Here is a 21,152-nt window from a genome sequence, read left to right on the forward strand (position 1 = left end):
ACAACTATTAATTGAAAAATTTATCAAAAGTTTGTTTAGCTATTTCATACCAAGAGTTTTCAGAAGTAGCAGCTTTATTACTAAAGCCGCATATAATTAGATGGTCTTTAGCTCTCGTCATTGCAACGTAGAGTAGTCTTATATATTCCTGTAGGTCTTTTAGTTTTTCAGCTTCTTTTAGTTCTTGCAAAAATTGTGGAGTATCAGCAGCATTCGCAGAAAAAAACATTTCCCCGTTATCATTCCAAATAAATTTATTGCTGCTTACCGGTAAAGAAGTAGAATCACATAATATAACAATAGGGGCTTCAAGTCCCTTAGAGCCGTGTACGGTCATTACTCTTATTTTATCCGAATGTTCCATATCACGTTTAATATAGATATCGTTATTTTCAAACCAAGCAACGAATCCTTGCAAAGAATTATTTATATCATTCGCATAATTACTACTTAATGTTAATAACTCATTTATCATGTCATCGCTATCATCGCCGTTATGAACATTTAAGAGTTTACGCAAATTTAGACTATTAACTACTAGAGTAAAAAAATTCTCGGCAGTTGAGGTTTTATAAATCTCAATTAAGGAATTTAATTTTTCGTATATATCAAGGTATGAGAATAGATTATCCCACAGGCTTTCATCTTTTTTATTTATAAGCAGTTCATATAATTGCTGCTCATTTATTCCAATAATCGGTGATTTTAGTAAGCAGGCAAGGTTTAAATCATCATCAGGTAATAACACAAATTTAGCCACGGACATTAAATCCATTATTGATAAATGATCTTTAAGATTAATTCTATCACTTATCTCAACCTTAAGCTTAGCTTTGCTAAGTTCTTTTATCAAATTATTACTAAATTCATCTCGCTTTCGTACTAATATCATAAAATCTTTTTCAGATATACTCGATGAACTTGAAAAATTGGCTAAGTCGTCTTTGTAAGCCCTAGGATGCTGAACGTTTAGTATACGCTCCGCTCCTCGGCTTACAGACTCCTTGCTCTTTTCCAAGTTGATCTTCGTATAACCACTCTTCATTGCACAGATAGTAGAGGGCAAGATTTCTTTGCTTTCTATTTTTTCTTTTATGAAATTTACGATTTTCTCTATAAGTAAATCGGCTGCAGATTTAGAATTTTCATAATCTTCAGGCAATGCCCAAAAAAGTTCTTCTTGTTTTTCGCTCGTCACTAAGGGCCAAACCGTTACTGTACCTTGATGTGTGCGAAATGAGGATATTAAAGGATTATCCGGAAAGAATAAATTAGGGTCATCAGATTTTATATTTTTCAAAACATAGTGAGTAAATTGTAAAATCTCTGCACATGATCTATATGAATATTCAAGGGTGATATTTTTGAATTTCTTATTAGCATTTGTAAGGTTTGCTTTTAGTTGCTCATTTACTAAGCTGAAATTACGAAGATCGGCACCTTGAAAACTGAAGATGGATTGTTTATCGTCGCCTACTATAAAAACGCTATTATTTGGCTTATCTATGACATTAAATGCTGTTATTAAAGTAGTAATAATATTCCATTGCGGGGGGCTTGTGTCTTGTGCTTCATCAACCAAAATATGATTTATTGCACTCTCCAGCTTATGCAGCAACCATTCGTGCGTAGCTTTATTATTTAGTAATTTTTCGGTGTAGTAAATTAAATCGTCGTAATCGAGTAAATTATTTTCTTCTTTATATGAATCGTATTTTTTTAAAATAATATAAGCAAGTTTAGTAAGTAAATTCGTGTGATATTCTAGTTCCTCTATGCGACGTAGCTCATCTAAGCGGTAAATTTCAGAGGTAATTTTTTCTAGCTCTAGCAATAATTTAGGATATTTTCTTATTAATTCTTTCGATAAAAGGCTTTTACGTTTTTTTCCGTCTTTGGTAAAAAAAATTTCTTTCGGTTCTATTTCCAAATCATATTCTACAAATAAGTTTTTTACCTTATCGTAAATATTATTTAATTCTCCTAATGCTAATCTTTTATTTTGTATTTCTCCCGGAATAGTTTTATGAGTAAATAACTTTTTGAATTTAATTTTCTGCTCTATTATTTCGGTAAAAATATCTTGCAGAGTTATTTCATGAAAACGGTTAAGTAAAATTTTAATTAAGTCATTATGCTCATCGCTTAAGTAAATTTCATTTCTGATATTTAGGAAGATATCTTGTAGCTTGGTTTCTTCAAGAATCTTAAATTCCGGTGTGATACCTGCTTCTAAAGGAAAAGTTTTAAGGATTTTTTGACAAAACGCATGGATAGTATAGATATTTAAAGGCTCATTGCTATTTAGTATTTTATCGTATAAAGTTTTTGCGTTTTCTATTTCTTGTGGCAACGGCTTATTGCCTAGCATTAAAAAAAGTTCTTCTTCTAGTTTCTCTGCATTGCAAAGAGAAAGATGTTTAAGTTTGCTATTAATCCTTGCTTGCATTTCTACGGCAGCAGCATTAGTAAAAGTAAGGCATAAAATATTTGAAGGTTCTACTCCTTTGATCAATAAGCGTAAGAACCGATCGGTTAGGATCTTGGTTTTACCGGTACCTGCCGATGCCGATACCCAAACGGAATAATTAGGATCAGATGCTTCTCTTTGTAAGTCACTCATTATTTCTTGTTTTTATATTGTATGGATCCGATGTCATTCCCGCGTGGATCAATTTTCCCTCTGTCACCCCGTGGTCAAGCCACGGGGTGACACCAGAGCGTTTTTCAAAAGTCATGTATTTAACGACGCCTATAAATCACATAGATTACGATTAAGGAAATAGCAAGTCCAAACCAAGTTAGGGCGTATTCTAAATGGTCGTTTCTAATAGCTGCTAAATGATTGATTGAAAGAGGTAATAAAATATCTAAATGGCTAATGTCTTTTCCTTCCTCGATAATATAAAAATTCTCTAGATTTAACCCTAAAGCTTCGGATGCAGCTTTTAAATCTAACGTTAGCCACACATTATTTTTTATATCGTTGGCAGGTAAGTAACTACGGGTTTTTTCGGAAGGCATAGTAACACCAATTATTTCATGTTTTTGATCATTGGCTGCTTGTGTAATAATATTTTTATTGCGATTACTAAACCAGCCTCGTGCTACTAAAATAATTTGTTCTTCTAGAGTTTTAAAGGGAGTCACTAAATAATAGCCGTCTTTTTCACTCGACATTGATCGCCGACCATATAAATATATGTCTTTATTAGGCAAAAATTGACCGGTAATTTTTACCTTACGATAAATTACATTGCTACCAAGTTCTTCTAAATTAATTGCAGGTGAGGTTAGATTAGCTTGCATTGAGGCTAAAAATAATTTCTTTTCTTTTAAACGACTAAGCTGCCAAAAGCCTAAAGAGATAAGTATTATAAAGGTTATAAGTACAAAGAAATTTGTTAAATTAGTTTTGTTAGTCATGGTTATCCAATGTCATGCCCGCGTAGATCAGTTTTTTTGCTGTCATACCGTGGTCAAGCCACGGTATGACACTGAGTGCGTTTTTTGATTCACGCAACAATGCCTCCGTAGGAATGACATTAGTATCACAATTTAAGCCGGTGTTAAAATCTTATTTATGAAATCTTTATGTTTCTGTAGTTCTTCTTTTGTAGGTTTAATAACGATAGTAGCTTGTCGTGTTTTGTTATTTACCTGATTAGTGGCTAAATTATTTATTCCGATAGATTGATCAACCATCTTAAAAGCGGATTGTCTACCGCCTGTTAGTTCTACATACACTTCTGCAAGTAATGCCGCATCTTTCAAAGCACCGTGAAGTTGTCTACCGGAATTATCAACTTTAAATCTTTTACATAATGCATCAAGATTATATTTTGCTCCCGGAAACATGCTTCTAGCCATCACAAGAGTATCGATAGTATTTGCTAGTTCCAAGAGTTTAATTTCGGCTCTCTTTAATAATGATAATTCATGATTTAGAAATTTTATATCGAAAGGAGCATTATGAATAATAAGTTTGCTATCTGAGATAAACTCTAAAAAATCATCGGCTATTGTATGAAATAAAGGCTTATCTTTCAAAAACTCACCGGAAAGACCGTGAATTCTATAAGCCTCAAACGGCATGTCTCGCTCAGGATTAATATAAAAATGAAAATTCCTGCCTGTTAATACCTTATTCACCATCTCAATAGCACCGATCTCAACGATTCGGTGACCTTGTCGCGGGTCAAGTCCTGTAGTTTCGGTATCTAAAATTATTTCTCTTAAACTCGACATTCTAACTTTTTTATTAAATTACTTATTTGTTTTTCCAAGTCTAACATATCAACGCCGCTATTTATAGAAAAATCTGCTTTTGCTATTTTGCTCTCTTGTGATAGTTGAATTTCTTTGATTTTATTATAAATTTCTATGTCAAACGAAGATCTCGTTATCGCTCTTTGCATTCTTACTTCTTCAGAGCAATATATTGTTACGACAAAATCAAAATATTTATCAAATTTAGCTTCATAAAGCAGAGGTATTTCAGCAAAACCAAATTTGGAATTAGCGTTTTCTTTTTTAAACAAAATGAGTTTATCTATTAGTAAGGGGTAAATAAAATTTTGTAATTTCTCTCTAGATAGGTCGTTATTGTAGATTAAATTACTGATTTTTCCGATATTGAAATACTCAAGTTCAGGTAGCAATTTTAAGATTTGAGTTTGCACGCTCAAATCTTGATATAATTCTTTTATGCATCGATCGGCACAAAAAGTTTTATATCCCTTCTCTGCTAGATAATCCAAAATAAAAGTTTTTCCCGATGCATAGCTACCGGTAATACCTATTGCTAACATTTTGCTATAAAAATTTTATGTTCATTAGCGAGTTTTACAGTTAGTTCTTGTTCGACTACAATCACTTCATCTGCTTTGATTGCTATACCGCTATAATTATACTTAGCAAGGTTTCGTATAGTATCCGGACCGATCGTCGGCATATCTAGCCTTGTATCCTGACCTAATTTCGGTATTTTTACTAACACTCCTCCATGAGGATTTTTACGTAAATCTGCACATCTCGCTATTAAATTATCCGTCCCTTCGGCAGCTTCTATACCAAGTATGTAGCCACTTTCAACTATAACCGATTGTGCGATGTCGAATGGACTTAAATGATTTAATATTTTTATTCCAAGCTCAATATCATTTTTATCTGAACTCGTAGGGTTAGTATCGGTTATAATATTGGAGTCACATTGTTGATTTTTATATATTTCGTTACTTGAAATTACTTTAAAACCGTAACTTTCAAAAAAATCTGCTACTGTTTTTAGCAAACTATCATCTCCTCGAATTTTTTGTCCAAGTATTTTGAAAAGCAATAAACCGCCTATTTTATCTACGGCTAAATTTTTAAAATTCGGTCTATTAACTCTGCCTATAAAAATAATATTTTGTACCTCATTCTCCTTAAAATATTTTATAGCTTCCCCGACCATACCAATTTTTAAAACTTTATATTCAAAATTTTTAATTTGGTTTATATCGGCTTCGCCTTTAATTGCCGCTATATAACATTTACCGCCTTGCGTAGTATAATTATTGGCTATTAAGTAAGGTAATGAACCTCTGCCTGCGATAATTCCAAGATTTGGTAGCATAATAAGTTTTTAATTTAGAAGTCTAAACATTTATTATAAGTGCATTTTTAATATAAATCTAGAATTCTGATTTGACCTTTACATTTTGATCAAATTAAGGCATAATACTAGATGCTAATATAGCTATAGTAATAAACGTAATTTAGAATAGAGGTTGCGGACTCGGGGGCAGTACCCGACGCCTCCACCAATATGTAAGTGTTATGTATGGTTCTTATGTCCTTCCTGCTTTCGCGGGAATGACATAGAACGAACCATCACAATAACAATTTTGGGGGCGCAATAGGATCGACGTGCTTAATAAAAAAATTGCTTTTACTCGGGATGATTCCGCCGATGGCTTTTGCCATATGGGTCAAAACAAAGAAACGCAAACGATAATAATCGTTATGTAGGTGCTCCAGCTTTAGCTGCAGCTTAAACCTACGCGGCTTGGGGGTTTGCCGGGCAACAGAAAAACCCTCACGTATACTTGTTTAATTTGAAAAATGGGCAACAAAGTCTTTTGTTGATAATCCTCACTCATGTACTAGTATGTACGCTGTAGTTATCAGCCTCAAGGCGCCGAGTCCTCTTTTCCAAATTAAACTTCGTCTACCTATTTTTATTTATTTTAGAGTGTATATTTTACTTTTCTCATATGAATACCGAATATAAAAAATTTATGAATGAATATATGCTAGAATTTGTGAAAAAAATTCTAACAAAAATTCAGCATGAAAATTTATATTGGGATCAGTTAATATATATATCATATAGAACTGATAATCCTGCGGTAATTTTACCCTTAAAAGTTAAGCAAGCATATCCAAAACAAATAACAATAGTACTGCAATATCAGTTTGAAAATTTAATAGTAAATGATACGGGCTTTTCTTTAACGGTAAGTTTTGACGGTGTTAAAGAAATAATTTACGTACCTTTTGATGCACTTATCAGTTTTGTTGATTCCAATAATAATTACAGCCTAACTTTTAATCAGTCGTTAAATGTACAAGAAAATCATCAACATGAAGAGGAGATAAGTAATAATAAAAGTTGTAAGACTTCATTATCTCCAAATGTTATAATGTTAGATAAGTTTCGTAATTCTTCTAAACCTAAACCTAGTTAAAATATTGAAAGAGAATATATCGAAAGTAGTTATATATACTGATGGTGCATGTGCAGGTAATCCTGGTCCCGGAGGATGGGGAGCTTTACTTCAATTTAATGATACTAGCAAAGAAATATTAGGGTATGAATTAGATACGACTAATAATCGTATGGAAATTACGGCAGCACTTGAAGCATTGAGGATTTTGAAAAAATCTTATAATGTTGAGATTTATACTGATAGTAAATATTTGCAACAAGGAATTACCGCTTGGATTCATAATTGGGTAAAAAATAATTGGTGTAAAAGCAACAATGAACCCGTGAAAAATGCTGATTTATGGCAAAAATTATACGCAGAATTGAGTAAACATACTATTATTTGGAAATGGGTAAAAGGTCATACAAATAATAGCGGTAATATTGCTGCCGATAAGCTTGCAGTGCAAGGAAGACAAACTGCTATAGAAATTTTAAAATGTCGTGGATAGATAAGTTTTTTATTACTTTTTTTCACAAAAAAGTAGGAGAAGATGAGTTGTTGAATCAATATTATGAAAGCCGTAATATTAATTATTTAGGACGTCCAAGGCGATTTGTTATTTATAAAAATGTAAATGAACCTACAAAAATTTCGCCAAGTTGGCATGCTTGGTTACATCATTTAGTAAATGAGATACCAAAAAATATTCAGCTTTTTCCATGGCAAAAGGATAATAGATATCTTTCCAAATTCGCTTATAGAGAGGAATTTAAAGGAGACACGGAACGCAGCACCGCAGCGTACATAAACGTACGTGAGGATGCGAGTACTGGATCGACGTATAAATTACCTCTAGAAGTAGAGTTTGGGAAGATGTCTAATAAAATAGCTAAAAAGCCGCCTAAAACATCAAATCTTAAATATAATAGATGGCAACCGTAATTAATTATAAAATATAAAAAAACAATGAAACAGAATATTATTGAAACAATTATCGGCTTTGTAGTATTAATTATTGCCTTGCTATTTTTGATTTTTGCCTACAAAACAGGTAGTTCTATAACTAGCTCAAAAGGTTATCAGGTAACCGCTAATTTTCAGAGTGCAGAGGGTATAGCAGTCGGAAGCGATGTGATGATTTCAGGTATAAAAATCGGTAGTGTAAAGAAAATTACTTTAGACCCAAATAGCTTTTACGCAAGTGTATATCTAAATATTAATGATGATGTTAAAATACCTAAAGATTCTAAAGCTCAAGTAGTCACCAGTGGGTTACTTGGAGGTAAGTATATTTCGATCGTACCCGGTAATGATGATGAAAATTTAGCGGCTAATGAAGAAATAAGATATACTCAATCAGCAATTAATATTGAATCATTAATTAATAAAATCGTTTCTTCATTTGGCAGTAAATAGTAAGAAACAAAAAATCATTAAATTCAGCCGAATCTATTTTAGATTCGGTTTTTTTATTTTAAAATCTCATAAATTTATTTCCATAATGTTATTTAAGCTATTGTAAAGTGCTTATAAGAGGAGTATCATATAATTATAAGCAAAATAATTTGTTTAATAAAGTGTAAATCAATAAAGGAGTAAATTATGCAAGAATCAAATTCAAACTCTGCTAAAGAAGATGTTGAAGGTATCAAAAAAGATATTGAAAACTTAGTTTCTAGATTTGCATAATTTAAAAGATAAATCCGGAGATATTCTTGATGAGTAGTTAGGTAATTTATCATCCGTTATGGAACATTATAAAAATAAAGGAATGGATAAAGGTAAAGCTAATGTAGCAGATTTATGTGAGTCGACACGTGACCACCCTTTGCGGAATCTCGCTTACGCTTTTGGTGCAGGCGTATTGCTCGCTATTCTTATGAAATAGGTAATTCAATGTTAAAATCTCTAATGTATGAATTATTAAACAGTAGCATTAGGCGTAAATCTTATGGCAAACTATTTGTCTATTTTTTTTAATATTCTAGGTTTAGTTTTAATAATTACTGCTAATTATTGTTATTGTTCGGATACTACGGAATTTTATTTTCTTATGCAAAGTGGAATAATCTCTATTATATCTTCTATGGTTATTGAAGCTATTAGATGTTATTTAAAATATAAAAATAGATATCATACTTTAGATTCTTTAAGATCAAAAAGTAGAGAGTTAGTAGAGGGCATAAGTACTCCGTTTACTGACTTAGTTTCAACTAAGACCTTAATAAGATATTTACCTACGATAATTCGCTATGTTCCAAGCACCATACTTACATTTTTAGTATGTACTTATATTAAACGAAAGTTCTTAAAAAATGTTACATATCCACTTTTAGGTAAGTAATAATTTATTTCTCGGTTTAGGTAACTCTAAACCGGGCTTTAAATCAACTCTAAAAATACAGTTTCAATATTAAGCTCTTGACGCCGAATTTTGCAAGATTCGCTCATACGCTTCGTTAAGCTCACTTTTAAATTTAGTGTCAATACCATAATGCTTTTTGCTGTACGGCTCACTCCATTGCTTTCTGTTTAATAGCTCCTTTATAGTTTATATTGTTAACTTGGTCTTTTATAGTAAACTGATTTGAACTTTGTGCTTCGTTGCTCGTCGTCTCGCCTATTAATATATAGGCTTCGCTCCTCGCGCCTGTCACAAAATGGGGCTGAGTTTACTATAATTTCATTTCCATAAAAATCTACATTATCGTGGCCAAGTGTATGAAAGTGTTTAAGCTTTCTTCTTCGTCTTTGGTCATTATATAAGGCACTTTAACGTATATAAGCATTTGATGTGTTTTATCCGATATTTTATCTTTCTCTAAAAAGGCATATAATTTATGAATAGTGTTATGTTCATCTTGGGTACTAAAAGCTTTATTTACTGCAACTGATTTATCGGATTTTGACATAAAATTATCAATAAAATAGTTTAAAGAATCTCTAAATAATTCGCTTAATTGTTCATCATTTTCAAGTTCTTCATATGATAACGATCTTGCGGTTTTTAACTTAAAATATGATTTCATTATTTCAAGAGCAGAATGTCTATCGCAGTTATTATTAAGAAGTTTATATAAAAATATTTTATCTAAATGGGCAGGTATTATTTTGAAGTCCTTATTAATAATTTGTTGTTTGTAATAAGATAATTGACGCATAAAAACTATAACCGTAGCTGTAAGACCCGCAACTAAGATAGAGTATAAATTTATTGATTGAAAAAGCATATTTTTACTATATTTAATTATAGCTACCAACGATAGTATAGTATTGCTTGCTTTTCAATCTCAAAATGAGCCATTGCTGTATATTACTTATTTTTTTTCTTTCAATTAGTTTATTTATCACATATTTATTGTGCCGCTAATAGAGCATGAGTAAATTTTTTGATCGAATCGATAGCTTATAAATACTTGGTATAAAACTTTAGATATACCAATTATTACAAAGGAACTTAAATATTTATACATAAAGCATAGTAAAAATATAAAAAAATATTTGTATAAATTAACTTTCAACCTAATTAAATTAATTTTTAAATTATTTATTTACATTGATTTTTGGAGGTATATTATCTTGGTATAAAAGTTAACTTTATGTTAGGTGATGAAAGAGCCGGAGAAAGTGAGCTATAATTTAAAAATTTTTTAAAAAGTAAACTATGATAATAATTTCAAGAAGTTACAATAAGCTTGCAGGATTAATTATTGCCTATACACATACTCATTCTGAAGACGGAGTATCATACGATAAATTAATCTTTGCTAAGATAAGCGGTGCAAGGGTTACTTGGAGAGAGATACAGGATATAATAAGCCGAGATATGAGTCTTGGTATAGATATATTTAAGAAAATAGATGCAGCTCCAATCCATGTGGGTTTAACATCTAGTGCCGGTGAAGAAGGTTGTTGCAATGTGAGATTTGCAACTCTAGAAGAAGCAGGAAAGCTAAAACATTGGATAGAAAATGATCAAATAAAATTAAGCTTTCATGATAAAGAACAAACTAATGAAATTTTAACAAATTACTTAGCAGGGGAATTGCCTCCTCGTCCCTATTCATGGAATCCTATTAAATATAATTCGGATAACATTATGAACTGGTACTTATTAATAGAATCTGAAGAAATTAGCACAAGCCCCCTTAAAATAATAGGTGAATCAGATTAAGTTTTAGGTTTATCATAAAGATTTTGAATTATTGAAACAATCAATAAAAATTTTCGGACGTTTGGACGCTATTCTTAGTAAAGATATTGTGGGGGCGGTGAAATATCCTAATCCCTTACATTCCGATCCTTATGAAGTGTATTAAGTTGCACTTCGTTTTCTTATTTATCGTGTAAAGCGAAATCCCCTATTGGCTTTTATATAAAACAGTATAAGTTTCTTTACAATTTAATTTTTTGTAAAGAAATTATGATACAGGCTTTCCCGTTCGATAAACTGCAAGAAGTGGCGGGCTTTCCAGACTGGCGGGGGGGGTGTGGTACGTTATGCGAACTTTTAAGGAGTTCAGGTTAGCTTTGATTCAGGCAGCGTTTAAGCCTTGTTATGCTTTAATTTAAAACTAATGGTATGGCTTACTACCCATATAAATATATGGACATTTAATATAAAGCAAACTATTATTAAATTAATGATTATAGGTTAAAAATGCATTCCTCTTTTGAATGGGATGAAGAAAAAAATAAAAGTAATACCCAGAAGCATAATGTAAGTTTTTATGAAGCCCAGAAAGCTTTTCTAGATATAAAAAGAATAATTTTAGAAGATATAGACCATAGTATTACCGAGAAAAGATATTTTTGTTTAGGAAAAGTTGACGATAATATTTTAACAGTCCGTTTTATGTTTCGAGATAACCATATAAGAATTTTTGGAGCAGGATACCCGCAAAAAGGTCAGAGGATTTATGAGCAAGAAAACAAAATACACTGACGGAGAAATAGGTACAGTAAAAATAGTAAAAGATTTTTGACCGCATCCTAAAGAGTTATTATTAAAAGATGATTCAGTAAAAGTAACTATTTCGTTAAGCAAAGAAAGTGTAGAATTTTTTAAAGGTCAGGCAGCTACTGCCCACGTTCCTTATCAAAAAATGATTAGGATTTTACTAGATAAGTATACTAAGCATTATAAAGAAAATAAAAGAGCATAATACTTTAAACTGAGCTGGCGGAGAGAGAGGGATTCGAACCCTCGATACGGTATGACCCGTATAACGGTTTAGCAAACCGCCGCCTTCGGCCACTCGGCCATCTCTCCGGTTATGGCTTAACTTTATATCATCTAAATTATAAAATTTCTAGAATTATTTTAGAATTTTTATTACTGATTTAAATATTATTCATAATCATAGTTTAGTAGTTTTGAAGAAACTTCACCCATAGGAAGCATATCATTAGAGCACCAATGAATAGGTAATCCTTTCCAAGGTTCTAAATAATCAATAAAATATTCTATAACTTCAGATTTTGTTGTATTTTCACAAATATTAAAAAGTTGGTTATATGACAAATAGAATCCGTGTCATCTTTATATTTATCTGTCACATATTTTAAAATTTCAATTCGTTTTTCTCAATCGAGAGAGATAGAATTTAAGATTAATAATTTTACTATTTTAAGTTTTGTCGCATTATTACAAATATTAAAAAGCCGAGTTATATGACAAGAATCAGTATTACCTGCATATTTATCCATCACATAGGTTATGGTTTTAGTTTGCTTTTCTAAATTACGAGAGAGAGTCTGAAAGCAATGATTTTACAAAATCATCATTATCACTACAGATGCTAAATAATATTGCTGAAGATTCTTCGCTAAGATTATTAAATAATTTTTGATATTTAACTAAAAACCTATTCCAGGTTATCGCTTCAATATTTATAAAACCCTTATAGTTTTTTGGTTGGCATTTTGGATCATATTCTTGTGACGGCACCAAAAAGTTGATTTTATCTAAATTTTGATGAAAATTTTGTAGATCTTCAAAACGTGTAGCCATAAAAAGGATTGTACACTGAGTAATAAAAGAATCTACAAAATAAAATTGATGAATAAAATTGATGATATTTGATAAATCTGTTACTAGCTTGCTATCTAGTTTTCTAATATCATTTACTATGTCACCTATATATTTTAATTCTTCATCCGTATGATTTTCATATTTAATATTTAAATCTTCAAAGGTAATAACTTTACCTTTTGCTATTTTATCTGTTATTGTATAGTTTTTAATTATAGGTTCTTCATAATTAGCAATAATATAAATTTCCGGATTATATATATCTTGGAAATTATTTCTCAGCATATTTTTTACTGCTTTTACCTTATTTTGATTTAGATAATCAAGTTCTAATATATGAATATTGGTAAGTAACAAACTCATACATTTTATTTTATTAAAAGGAAGCACATAGCACGGATATTCACCTTTTTTAATGTCTCCTCGGATAAGAGCAATCTTCCTATAACACTCTTCTTTTAAAAATGTATTATTAGTATTTTCTAAAGCTAAATCTTCAAGCTCTTTTATTCTCCCATGTAAATAGCTTTTCCAATCACTAGTTAATAATTCTAGTAATTGCTTAAAAAAAACTAAAACTAATTTTCATATAATAATATTAAGTTAATTTAAAAGCTTTATAAATCAGAAGTTATTAGAGACCGTTATTTGTTAACGTTGTCTAAAAAATTCTGTAGTTCTTCTATATTACTTAATTTGAATGGATAATTGATTTTTCGGAGCATATTTGTTAACACATTTCCGGCTCCTATTTCTACTATATGAGTGATTTCTAGTGTATTAAATAGTTCTAGAGTTTCACGCCATCTAACTCGTCCGCATATCTGAAGAATTAAATTTTGTTTGATTTCTAGGGGATTAGTAGCAGGTTTTGCGGTATAATTCTGAATTACCGGTATTATTGGTTTGTTAATTACTGTTTTATCAAGCGCCAGTTGCATTTTATTCTCTGCCGGTTTCATTAAGCTACAGTGAAATGGAGCACTCACTTTCAGCTTTATCGCTTTATAACCTAAATCTTTAATTATGCTGATAGCATAATCGATAGCATCTACTTTGCCGCTAATAACTATTTGCCCCTCGATGTTATCGTTGGCTATTTGGCATAAATTTATTTTGTTGATATCTTCTAATATTTCTTCAAGTTTTTGAAGCGGAATATTGATACAAGCTGCCATGCTTCCCTCACCTTCGGGACATGCTTCTTGCATAGATGTACTACGTACATGAAGTAGTTTTGCAGTATCTGTAAGGCTAATACTTTCGGCAGCACAAAGAGCGCTATATTCACCTAGAGAGTGACCGGCAGCATAATCGCAAAGACTATCCAAACTTTTACCGGTTTCAGCTTTGATGGTATTTATTATTGCCATAGATACTGCCATTAATGCCGGTTGTGCGTTGGTAGTTAGTGTTAGTTCCTCAGGAGTGCTATTAAAGATTATGTCGGTAAGTTTTCGGTTTAGTGCTGCATCGATGGTTTGAAATGTTTCTTTAGCTGGCTTAAAATTATCGTAAAAATCTCTTCCCATGCCGATCAATTGTGATCCTTGACCAGGGAAAATAAAGGCTGTTTTCATATTTTAGTATTATTGATTGAGCTTATTAACGGATATTATGAAATTTTTTTGAAATAGTCAAATTATTTTAAACATTTAGGATTACTTTTTTCAATTGTTACGCTAGGAAATATTAACCACTGTTAATTTAGTTTACCTTGATTATTTTCAACTTAAATAATATTATCGTATTATAACAAATAAATACGGAGAATAGAATATGAAATTAGGAGACTATTTTACAGAATTAGAAGACATGGCTTTTGGTCCATGGCTTGCCGCATTTAAGAAATTGTTTAGTAAGCAGGAGCTAGATGCTGAATTAGAAGCTATACAGTGGCAGGACAAAGAAAAAGAGACATATTTGGATATTTATAAGGAAGTTATAAATCAGATACAAGCTAGTATTAAAATTATTGAATTAAATAAGTTGAACAGTAAAAGCCAAAATGAAATAACCACCCCTTCCTCCAATGAAGTGGAGAAAGTTATTAATAAATTAAAATCAGAATTTCTTGTGATATATAAGCAAGTTGATTAATTAAGATTAAAATTGGAAAAAACGGTTAAAGAAGAAATAGTTACTAATAAACATTTAGTAATTTTGCCTAATATAATGTTATTGAAACAAATAAATTAGGATTAATGCAATTAACGGAGAATCAAAAATTTGAATTACAAAATGAGGGTATATGCTTTAGTAAGTTTAGCGATAATAGAAGTTTGTTAACTCTTACGATTATAAATACAAGCAATCCTTGAAAGAAATTTATTATGTCTCTATAATTAAATATAATTCATTAAATTAAATTTAAGGCTAAGTAATCGTGACTGATAAATATTCTCCTAATTTAGTACCGGTCAATATCGAAGATGAGATGAAAGTATCTTATCTTGATTATGCTATGAGCGTTATAGTAAGTAGAGCTATACCGGATGTTCGAGACGGCTTAAAGCCGGTACATCGCCGAATTATCTATTCCATGCATGAAGCCGGTAATCATGCTAGCAAACCTTATAGAAAATCCGCTAGAATAGTCGGTGACGTGATGGGTAAATACCATCCACACGGGGATAGTGCTATTTACGACTCGTTAGTACGTATGGCACAAGATTTTTCCTTGCGTTTACCGCTTGTAGACGGGCAGGGTAATTTCGGCTCAATGGACGGTGATGCAGCGGCGGCAATGAGGTATACCGAATCTCGAATGGCTAAGGTTTCGCATAAACTTGTGGAAGATATCGATAAAGAAACCGTTAGCTTTAATCCTAATTACGACGGTTCTGAAGAAGAGCCGTCGGTACTTCCTGCAATGTTTCCAAATTTATTGGTTAACGGTAGCGGCGGTATTGCCGTCGGTATGGCAACTAATATCCCTCCTCATAATCTTGGTGAAGTGATTGATGCTTGTTGTTTATATATAGATAATAACGATATAGAGATTTTCGATTTACTCGAAGTCGTTAAAGGACCGGACTTTCCTACGGGTTCGATGATTTTAGGCATTAGCGGTATTAGATCCGCATATCTTACCGGTAGAGGTAGTATCATTATGCGAGGTCGGGCCGAGATTGAGAATATAGGTAATAGCCGTCAAGCAATTATTATTACCGAAATACCGTATATGGTAAATAAAGCGAGGCTCGTTGAGAAGATCGCTGAAATGGTTAAGGAAAAACGTATAGAGGGTATAAGTGATTTACGTGACGAATCGAATAAAAACGGCGTAAGGATTTTTATTGAACTAAAAAAAGACGTAGTGGCTGAAGTAGTCTTAAATCAAATATATGCTTGTACGCAGCTTCAAACCAGTTTTGGTGTTATTATGCTTGCTCTTAAAGACGGGCTACCGAAAGTTATGAATTTGAAAGAAGTAATTGCTGCTTTCGTTAGTTTTAGGGAAGTAGTAATTACTAACCGTACTATATATTTGCTAAATAAAGCAAGAGATAAGGCACATATTGTATTAGGGCTAACTATTGCCGTTAGCAATATCGATGAAATAATACGTATTATTAAAGCTTCAAATGATCCAAATGCCGCTAAACAAGAAGTAATGGCACGCAAATGGGATGCATTAAATATTCTACCTCTTGTAAAGCTGGTTGACGATAAAGCAATGCTAAACGAGCATGGTAAATGCAGCTTTACCGAAGTGCAAGCTAAGGCAATCTTAGAAATGAGACTACAACGCCTAACCGCTATGGAGAAAAACAAGCTTGAAGAAGATTTAAAGAACCTTGCTACGGAAATTATCGAATATCTTAATATACTTGGTTCGCGTGAACGTTTACTTGAAATTTTAAAAGAAGAGCTAATTAAAGTTAAAGAAGAATTTGCAACTCCTAGACTTACTTCAATTGAATTTGGTGAATTTGATCAAGATATAGAAGATTTAATGCAGCGTGAAGAAATGGTGGTAACCGTAACGCTTGGAGGGTATATCAAGCGTGTACCTCTAAGTAGCTATCGTTCGCAAAAACGTGGGGGTAAAGGAAGATCGGGGCTTTCAATGCGTGATGAAGATATTACCACGCAAGTTTTTGTCGGTAGCACTCATACCCCAATGTTATTCTTCTCAAATATCGGCCAGGTTTATAGTTTAAAACTGTATAAACTGCCTTTAAGTAATCCGCAAGGTAAGGGTAGACCGATGGTTAATATATTACCGCTGAAAGAAAATGAGCATATTACAAATATTATGCCGCTACCTGAAAATCAAGATGAGTGGGATAATTTAAACATTATGTTTGCAACTGCCCAGGGTAATATCAGAAGAAGCGATTTATTAGATTTCAAAAAGATTCAGTCAAACGGTAAAATTGCTATTAGGCTTGATGAGGACGATAAATTAATTGACGTAAAACCATGTAAAGAAGACGAGCATATTTTACTTGCCACCAAAGCCGGTAAAGCTTTAAGATTCCCTGTTGAATCGCTACGTGTTATTAAAAGCCGTACTTCCGACGGTGTACGAGGTATGAAGCTTGCTGGAGAGGATTCCGTGATTTCTATGACTGTGCTTAAAGGTATTAGCAGTACAAAAGAGGATAGAGATGCTTATTTATCCGTGCCGTGGGAGCAAAGACTCGAGATTGCTAAGGGAGAGTCATTCAATCCTGAAGAACTTGGCGTAAGCTTAACTCTAGATTCTATTTTGGAAATGGCAAATTCCGAAGAATTCATTTTAACCGTAACCGAGAACGGTTTTGGTAAAAGAAGCTCGGCATATGGCTATAGGATTACCGATCGAGGTGGTAGCGGTATAATCAATATGGATATTAACGATAAAACCGGTTTAGTTGTTGGCGTTATGCCGGTTAAAATGGATGATGAGTTAATGCTGATCACCAATAGCGGCAAGTTAATTCGCTGTAAACTTGAGTCAGTGCGTATTACGGGACGTAACACTAGTGGTGTAATCCTGTTTAAACTAGATGACGGTGAAAAAGTCGTGTCTGTCTCTTTAATTGCTGAAACTTCCGAAAGTGAAGAAGATAATGAGGTAGAGGAAGAGAATTGAGATTAGCCTGAAGAGGTATAGTTGTTACGTGGCTCGATTCCACCCCTGTCATCCTGCGAGCTTGTAGGTTTTGTTGTATGGGATACCCAAGTCGTCATTGCGAGCGACTGGAAGGAGCGTGGCAATCCAGAAAAATAATAAAAAAAATGCTAATTTTAGCATTTTTTTACTGGATTGCTTCGTCAATTACTTCATAATTTTCCTCGCAATGACGGCAAAACTAATCCATGCAACAAGGTCATAATCTTTGTGTAGAAGTTATATATTGAGTAATAAATTATGATATGGTTATTAATTGCGATTAGTTTAACCCTTACGGTTCTTGTTATAGGGGTAGTGTCGATGGCTATCGGAGGAAAGTTTGATAAGAAATTTAGCTCAAAGCTAATGACTTTAAGAGTTTTTTTTCAGGCAGTCGCTATATTTTTATTGATTATAATATATTTTTATAAAGTTAATTTATAAATGCCTAAAAATACAGCTTCAACATTGCCGCTCTTGACACCAAATTTAAAAGTGAGCTTAACGGAACGTATATTAATACGTGAGTATAAGCGAATCTTGCAAAATTTGGTGTCAATACCATAATGCTTTTTGCTGTAACTCAAAAAGCTACTTAATCAATTTCTCTCATTTCTTCTCGTATTTCTTCCCATTTATCTAAAATTTCTTCTAACGTAACTTCTTCAACTTTTTGCTCTTCATCTTCAAAGTCCTTTAAATCTCTAATCAGTTTCTCTAGCTTTGATAATGAAATTTTTTTTTCATTATACTGATCGCTACAATGTTCTTCGAGTTGTTCGGCAATTTCTTCAATATCACCCCAATGCATTATTATTCCTCCTTAATTTTATGCGAGCTTTTATTTATTAACAATGTTATCTGATATTTGCCATTATTTTTTACTAAATACTATTAACTCAATAAATTATTATTATTAGGTGAGCTTATTATGCAACTACTAGAGAATTTTAAGCTTGGTTTGCTTTCTTTACATTTAGGCGGTTTTATGGTATATTAAAATAAAATTACTAAACTTAAAATTATGTCAATATTACCGATAGTAACGGCACCGGATGAAAGGTTAAAACAGAAATCTCATAGGGTTTTAGAAGTTACCGATCAAACACGAAAATTTATGGATGATATGCTTAAAACTATGTACCATGAAGACGGTGCAGGGCTTGCCGCAGTACAAGTAGGCGTATTAAAACGTATTTTAGTAATTGATATAAAAGATCATGATCCGGTAGAAAGACCAAAAGATTTTTTCCCGCTTTTTATAGTAAATCCTGAGATAATAGAAAAATCAGAAGAGCTAGTTACGGCTAATGAGGGATGTATTTCAGTACCGCAGCAACGTGTTGAGGTAGCACGACCGGAATCTATAAAGGTTAGGTATTTAGACTATCATAATAAGCAACAAGAGCTTGAGGCAAACGATTGGCTTGCAAGAGTTATTCAGCATGAGTATGATCATTTAGAAGGTAAGCTTATGATTGATTATTTAAGTAGTCTAAAACGAGCTGTGGTACTTCGTAAGCTCAAGAAACTCAAAAATAATATAGTGTGAAAGTAATCTTTATGGGAACGCCTGAATTTGCAGTTCCCGCTCTTAAAAAACTTATAGCTCATCACGAAGTTACGGCTGTTTTTACGCAGCAACCTAAAGCTAAGGGCAGAGGTCTTAGCTTAGCTAAATCCCCGATACATCAATTAGCATTTGAGCATCAAATCCCTGTTTATACTCCTTCTACTCTTCGTAATGATGAAACAATAAATCTAATTAATAAAGTTAATGCTGATATTATAGTTGTTATTGCATATGGTTTTATTGTGCCGAAAGCTATATTAGATGCTAAAAAATACGGTTGTCTTAATATCCATCCATCCGATTTGCCTCGTCACAGAGGAGCGGCTCCTCTACAGCGTACTATTATTGAGGGAGATAAAACAAGTAGCGTATGTATTATGCGTATGGATACAGGGCTTGATACAGGCGATATATTGATGAAAGAAGATTTTGATTTAGAAGAAAGAACAACATTGAAAGAATTGCATAATAAATGTGCTAATTTAGGAGCGGAATTATTAATTAAAACACTTGCAAATATCGATAATATAGTACCGATAAAACAGTCAAGCGACGGCATTACGTATGCTCATAAACTAACCAAAGAAGAAGGAAAAATTAATTGGCAGGATTCCGCTTATTCTATTGATTGTAAAATAAGGGGCATGAATCCTTGGCCTGGAGCATATTTTAGTTATGATGATAAAATAATTAAAATTCTTGAAGCAGAATATTTAAATGCGGATCATCACTTTACTCCCGGTACCGTTATTAGCGATAAGCTGGAAATAGCTTGTGGAAGCGGTATATTACGAGTGAAAAAACTTCAACAAGAGAGTAAAAAAGCTTTGAATATAGAAGAATTTTTACGTGGTACAAATATTTTAAAAGATACAGTATTAAAATAAGAGTATTATTATGGGTAAAGATCAAAAAGAAGTTAAGTTTAATGATAATTTAGACGTTAAGGAGTTTACCTCAAAGCTTGAAAAGAACAGTGATATTTATTCTATAAAAAGGAAAGTAATTAATATAGTAGACGATGAATTAGAAGAGCAAACTAAGCTACTTACGGAAACTCAATTCCTTGTGAAAAAAACTCCACATGGCAAAACATCTCAATATGAGATTAGCGGCTTTATTAACAAAGCCGGAGAACATATAACCGATCCAAAGCAAATAAAAGAAATTTCAAAATTATATGCTCATGCCGAATTTGCTGATTTACAGAAAAATATTTTAGGTAAATTTGATAAGAACGGTAATTTAAATATATCAAAGGATTTTGAAAATTGATGAAAATATAGTATTTAGAAAAGACGGTAAATTATTGTTTGTTAAAACTCAAAACGGTTTGATAAACAGAGAAGGTGAAATGAAAGCAGTAAATCATGTTTTACAAAAAGGCAGATTCTTGTTTGAAGATTTAGGCGGTAAGGTAGATACAAAATTAGGTGCCGCAAGTCTAAACAAAAAGCCGACAAAGTCTACTCTAAAAAGAGGTTAAAATAACTTAGAGGAGGCCTACAAAGTTAATTTTAAAGCTAATTAAGTTATTTTTTGCCGCAAATTATACGATTTTTTTGAAATAGGGAAGTATCATTTCAAAATCTTATTAATTTTCGCTATAAAATCTCTTTAATTATCAATTAAAATAACTTTGTAGGCACCTCATAAAAAATAAAATTAAAATTATTTGAAATTAGTGTTTGACAAGCTTTAAAAATATAGATATAAAATCATCACACAAAGTTTGAAACGTAAAAC

22 protein-coding genes, 1 tRNA gene, 1 other RNA gene and 5 pseudogenes are annotated in these 21,152 nt (G+C 32.1%); 17 read left to right on the forward strand and 12 right to left on the reverse strand.

Annotated elements, in window-relative coordinates; translation table 11 throughout:
- Nucleotides 1-7: 7 nt before the first annotated feature.
- The 5 genes from ACIAS7_RS03635 to ACIAS7_RS03655 all read right to left on the reverse strand — a co-directional run bounded on the left by ACIAS7_RS03635 (nt 8) and on the right by ACIAS7_RS03655 (nt 5,617).
- Complete coding sequence (locus ACIAS7_RS03635; RefSeq protein ID WP_473198236.1) at nt 8-2,623, reverse strand: UvrD-helicase domain-containing protein; 2,616 nt, start codon at nt 2,621-2,623, stop codon at nt 8-10.
- Between the two features lie 119 nt (nt 2,624-2,742).
- Nucleotides 2,743-3,426: an SURF1 family protein gene (locus ACIAS7_RS03640; RefSeq protein WP_473198237.1), complete on the reverse strand. Its 684-nt coding sequence runs from the start codon at nt 3,424-3,426 to the stop codon at nt 2,743-2,745.
- Between the two features lie 132 nt (nt 3,427-3,558).
- Nucleotides 3,559-4,248 carry a DNA polymerase III subunit epsilon gene (dnaQ, locus tag ACIAS7_RS03645; RefSeq protein ID WP_473198238.1) on the reverse strand — a complete coding sequence of 230 codons (690 nt, stop codon included), beginning with the start codon at nt 4,246-4,248 and terminating at the stop codon, nt 3,559-3,561.
- A complete protein-coding gene (coaE, locus tag ACIAS7_RS03650) occupies nt 4,236-4,811 on the reverse strand; it encodes a dephospho-CoA kinase (protein WP_473198239.1) in 576 nt (191 codons plus the stop codon). The genes dnaQ and coaE overlap by 13 nt, the downstream gene beginning before the upstream one ends.
- On the reverse strand, nt 4,805-5,617 hold the full coding sequence (locus ACIAS7_RS03655; RefSeq protein ID WP_473198240.1) for an LpxI family protein: 813 nt from the start codon (nt 5,615-5,617) through the stop codon (nt 4,805-4,807). Before ACIAS7_RS03655 ends, coaE begins: the two co-directional genes overlap by 7 nt.
- 73 nt (nt 5,618-5,690) lie before the next feature.
- Here ACIAS7_RS03655 and ssrA point away from each other — a divergent pair.
- The 7 genes and pseudogenes from ssrA (at nt 5,691) to ACIAS7_RS03690 (ending at nt 9,039) form a co-directional block, all read left to right on the forward strand.
- Nucleotides 5,691-6,082: a transfer-messenger RNA gene (ssrA, locus tag ACIAS7_RS03660) on the forward strand.
- A 175-nt stretch (nt 6,083-6,257) separates the two neighbouring features.
- Nucleotides 6,258-6,731 (forward strand): ClpXP protease specificity-enhancing factor SspB, encoded by a 474-nt coding sequence (locus tag ACIAS7_RS03665; RefSeq protein WP_473198241.1) that lies wholly within the window; start codon nt 6,258-6,260, stop codon nt 6,729-6,731.
- Nucleotides 6,732-6,735: 4 nt separating this feature from the next.
- Nucleotides 6,736-7,203, forward strand: a complete 468-nt coding sequence (rnhA, locus tag ACIAS7_RS03670; RefSeq protein WP_473198242.1) for a ribonuclease HI — start codon at nt 6,736-6,738, stop codon at nt 7,201-7,203.
- Nucleotides 7,191-7,637: an NADH-ubiquinone oxidoreductase subunit NDUFA12 family protein gene (locus ACIAS7_RS03675; protein WP_473198243.1), complete on the forward strand. Its 447-nt coding sequence runs from the start codon at nt 7,191-7,193 to the stop codon at nt 7,635-7,637. Before rnhA ends, ACIAS7_RS03675 begins: the two co-directional genes overlap by 13 nt.
- A 24-nt stretch (nt 7,638-7,661) precedes the next feature.
- Complete coding sequence (gene mlaD, locus ACIAS7_RS03680; RefSeq protein WP_023507540.1) at nt 7,662-8,111, forward strand: outer membrane lipid asymmetry maintenance protein MlaD; 450 nt, start codon at nt 7,662-7,664, stop codon at nt 8,109-8,111.
- A gap of 186 nt (nt 8,112-8,297) precedes the next feature.
- Nucleotides 8,298-8,583 (forward strand): annotated as a pseudogene (locus ACIAS7_RS03685) (hypothetical protein).
- Nucleotides 8,584-8,591: 8 nt separating this feature from the next.
- Nucleotides 8,592-9,039 (forward strand): annotated as a pseudogene (locus tag ACIAS7_RS03690) (hypothetical protein).
- Between the two features lie 169 nt (nt 9,040-9,208).
- Here the strand turns inward: ACIAS7_RS03690 and ACIAS7_RS03695 are convergent.
- Entirely contained in the window at nt 9,209-9,352 is a 144-nt protein-coding gene (locus ACIAS7_RS03695) for a hypothetical protein (RefSeq protein WP_473198244.1), read from the reverse strand.
- Nucleotides 9,353-9,394: 42 nt separating this feature from the next.
- The gene (locus ACIAS7_RS03700; RefSeq protein WP_473198245.1) at nt 9,395-9,955 is read right to left on the reverse strand and encodes a hypothetical protein; all 561 of its coding nucleotides are present in this window, start codon (nt 9,953-9,955) and stop codon (nt 9,395-9,397) included.
- Nucleotides 9,956-10,359: 404 nt separating this feature from the next.
- Here ACIAS7_RS03700 and ACIAS7_RS03705 point away from each other — a divergent pair, with 404 nt between their 5' ends.
- From ACIAS7_RS03705 to ACIAS7_RS03715, 3 genes and pseudogenes are all read left to right on the forward strand, one after another.
- Nucleotides 10,360-10,869 carry a hypothetical protein gene (locus ACIAS7_RS03705; protein ID WP_473198246.1) on the forward strand — a complete coding sequence of 170 codons (510 nt, stop codon included), beginning with the start codon at nt 10,360-10,362 and terminating at the stop codon, nt 10,867-10,869.
- Between the two features lie 486 nt (nt 10,870-11,355).
- Entirely contained in the window at nt 11,356-11,640 is a 285-nt protein-coding gene (locus ACIAS7_RS03710) for a BrnT family toxin (protein WP_473198247.1), read from the forward strand.
- Nucleotides 11,615-11,860 (forward strand): annotated as a pseudogene (locus ACIAS7_RS03715) (CopG family transcriptional regulator). The gene ACIAS7_RS03710 and the pseudogene ACIAS7_RS03715 overlap by 26 nt, the downstream one beginning before the upstream one ends.
- A gap of 15 nt (nt 11,861-11,875) precedes the next feature.
- Here ACIAS7_RS03715 and ACIAS7_RS03720 read toward each other — a convergent pair.
- The 4 genes from ACIAS7_RS03720 to fabD all read right to left on the reverse strand — a co-directional run bounded on the left by ACIAS7_RS03720 (nt 11,876) and on the right by fabD (nt 14,309).
- Nucleotides 11,876-11,967, reverse strand: a tRNA-Ser gene (locus tag ACIAS7_RS03720).
- Nucleotides 11,968-12,045: 78 nt separating this feature from the next.
- Nucleotides 12,046-12,219, reverse strand: a complete 174-nt coding sequence (locus ACIAS7_RS03725; RefSeq protein ID WP_473198248.1) for a hypothetical protein — start codon at nt 12,217-12,219, stop codon at nt 12,046-12,048.
- A gap of 219 nt (nt 12,220-12,438) precedes the next feature.
- Nucleotides 12,439-13,092: a hypothetical protein gene (locus ACIAS7_RS03730; protein ID WP_473198249.1), complete on the reverse strand. Its 654-nt coding sequence runs from the start codon at nt 13,090-13,092 to the stop codon at nt 12,439-12,441.
- Between the two features lie 281 nt (nt 13,093-13,373).
- A complete protein-coding gene (gene fabD / locus ACIAS7_RS03735) occupies nt 13,374-14,309 on the reverse strand; it encodes an ACP S-malonyltransferase (RefSeq protein ID WP_473198250.1) in 936 nt (311 codons plus the stop codon).
- Between the two features lie 199 nt (nt 14,310-14,508).
- On the opposite strand from fabD, the gene ACIAS7_RS03740 reads away from it, so the two are divergent.
- The 4 genes and pseudogenes from ACIAS7_RS03740 to ACIAS7_RS03755 all read left to right on the forward strand — a co-directional run bounded on the left by ACIAS7_RS03740 (nt 14,509) and on the right by ACIAS7_RS03755 (nt 18,277).
- Nucleotides 14,509-14,829 carry a hypothetical protein gene (locus ACIAS7_RS03740; RefSeq protein WP_473198251.1) on the forward strand — a complete coding sequence of 107 codons (321 nt, stop codon included), beginning with the start codon at nt 14,509-14,511 and terminating at the stop codon, nt 14,827-14,829.
- Between the two features lie 286 nt (nt 14,830-15,115).
- A complete protein-coding gene (gene gyrA, locus ACIAS7_RS03745) occupies nt 15,116-17,812 on the forward strand; it encodes a DNA topoisomerase (ATP-hydrolyzing) subunit A (protein WP_473198252.1) in 2,697 nt (898 codons plus the stop codon).
- A 77-nt stretch (nt 17,813-17,889) separates the two neighbouring features.
- A pseudogene (locus ACIAS7_RS03750) lies at nt 17,890-18,034 on the forward strand (zinc ABC transporter substrate-binding protein); the annotation flags it as partial.
- Between the two features lie 57 nt (nt 18,035-18,091).
- Complete coding sequence (locus tag ACIAS7_RS03755) at nt 18,092-18,277, forward strand: twin transmembrane helix small protein (RefSeq protein ID WP_473198253.1); 186 nt, start codon at nt 18,092-18,094, stop codon at nt 18,275-18,277.
- 151 nt (nt 18,278-18,428) lie between these two features.
- Here the strand turns inward: ACIAS7_RS03755 and iscX are convergent, their stop codons facing one another.
- A complete protein-coding gene (gene iscX / locus ACIAS7_RS03760; RefSeq protein WP_473198254.1) occupies nt 18,429-18,644 on the reverse strand; it encodes a Fe-S cluster assembly protein IscX in 216 nt (71 codons plus the stop codon).
- Nucleotides 18,645-18,857: 213 nt separating this feature from the next.
- On the opposite strand from iscX, the gene def reads away from it, so the two are divergent.
- The 3 genes and pseudogenes from def to ACIAS7_RS03775 all read left to right on the forward strand — a co-directional run bounded on the left by def (nt 18,858) and on the right by ACIAS7_RS03775 (nt 20,892).
- Nucleotides 18,858-19,385, forward strand: a complete 528-nt coding sequence (def, locus tag ACIAS7_RS03765) for a peptide deformylase (protein WP_473198255.1) — start codon at nt 18,858-18,860, stop codon at nt 19,383-19,385.
- Complete coding sequence (fmt, locus tag ACIAS7_RS03770; RefSeq protein WP_473198256.1) at nt 19,382-20,293, forward strand: methionyl-tRNA formyltransferase; 912 nt, start codon at nt 19,382-19,384, stop codon at nt 20,291-20,293. The genes def and fmt overlap by 4 nt, the downstream gene beginning before the upstream one ends.
- A gap of 181 nt (nt 20,294-20,474) precedes the next feature.
- Nucleotides 20,475-20,892, forward strand: a pseudogene (locus tag ACIAS7_RS03775) (hypothetical protein).
- Nucleotides 20,893-21,152 lie beyond the last annotated feature (260 nt).

It is taken from the genome of Rickettsia sp. 109562A South Dakota (assembly GCF_055791265.1).

Coding starts and splice junctions, on each gene's coding strand:
- ACIAS7_RS03635 (WP_473198236.1), bottom strand. CDS start 2,623: ATGAGTGACTTACAAAGAGAAGCATCTGATCCTAATTATTCCGTTTGG.
- ACIAS7_RS03640 (WP_473198237.1), bottom strand. CDS start 3,426: ATGACTAACAAAACTAATTTAACAAATTTCTTTGTACTTATAACCTTT.
- dnaQ (WP_473198238.1), bottom strand. CDS start 4,248: ATGTCGAGTTTAAGAGAAATAATTTTAGATACCGAAACTACAGGACTT.
- coaE (WP_473198239.1), bottom strand. CDS start 4,811: ATGTTAGCAATAGGTATTACCGGTAGCTATGCATCGGGAAAAACTTTT.
- ACIAS7_RS03655 (WP_473198240.1), bottom strand. CDS start 5,617: ATGCTACCAAATCTTGGAATTATCGCAGGCAGAGGTTCATTACCTTAC.
- ACIAS7_RS03665 (WP_473198241.1), top strand. CDS start 6,258: ATGAATACCGAATATAAAAAATTTATGAATGAATATATGCTAGAATTT.
- ACIAS7_RS03675 (WP_473198243.1), top strand. CDS start 7,191: ATGTCGTGGATAGATAAGTTTTTTATTACTTTTTTTCACAAAAAAGTA.
- mlaD (WP_023507540.1), top strand. CDS start 7,662: ATGAAACAGAATATTATTGAAACAATTATCGGCTTTGTAGTATTAATT.
- ACIAS7_RS03705 (WP_473198246.1), top strand. CDS start 10,360: ATGATAATAATTTCAAGAAGTTACAATAAGCTTGCAGGATTAATTATT.
- ACIAS7_RS03710 (WP_473198247.1), top strand. CDS start 11,356: ATGCATTCCTCTTTTGAATGGGATGAAGAAAAAAATAAAAGTAATACC.
- ACIAS7_RS03730 (WP_473198249.1), bottom strand. CDS start 13,092: ATGAGTTTGTTACTTACCAATATTCATATATTAGAACTTGATTATCTA.
- fabD (WP_473198250.1), bottom strand. CDS start 14,309: ATGAAAACAGCCTTTATTTTCCCTGGTCAAGGATCACAATTGATCGGC.
- ACIAS7_RS03740 (WP_473198251.1), top strand. CDS start 14,509: ATGAAATTAGGAGACTATTTTACAGAATTAGAAGACATGGCTTTTGGT.
- ACIAS7_RS03755 (WP_473198253.1), top strand. CDS start 18,092: ATGATATGGTTATTAATTGCGATTAGTTTAACCCTTACGGTTCTTGTT.
- iscX (WP_473198254.1), bottom strand. CDS start 18,644: ATGCATTGGGGTGATATTGAAGAAATTGCCGAACAACTCGAAGAACAT.
- def (WP_473198255.1), top strand. CDS start 18,858: ATGTCAATATTACCGATAGTAACGGCACCGGATGAAAGGTTAAAACAG.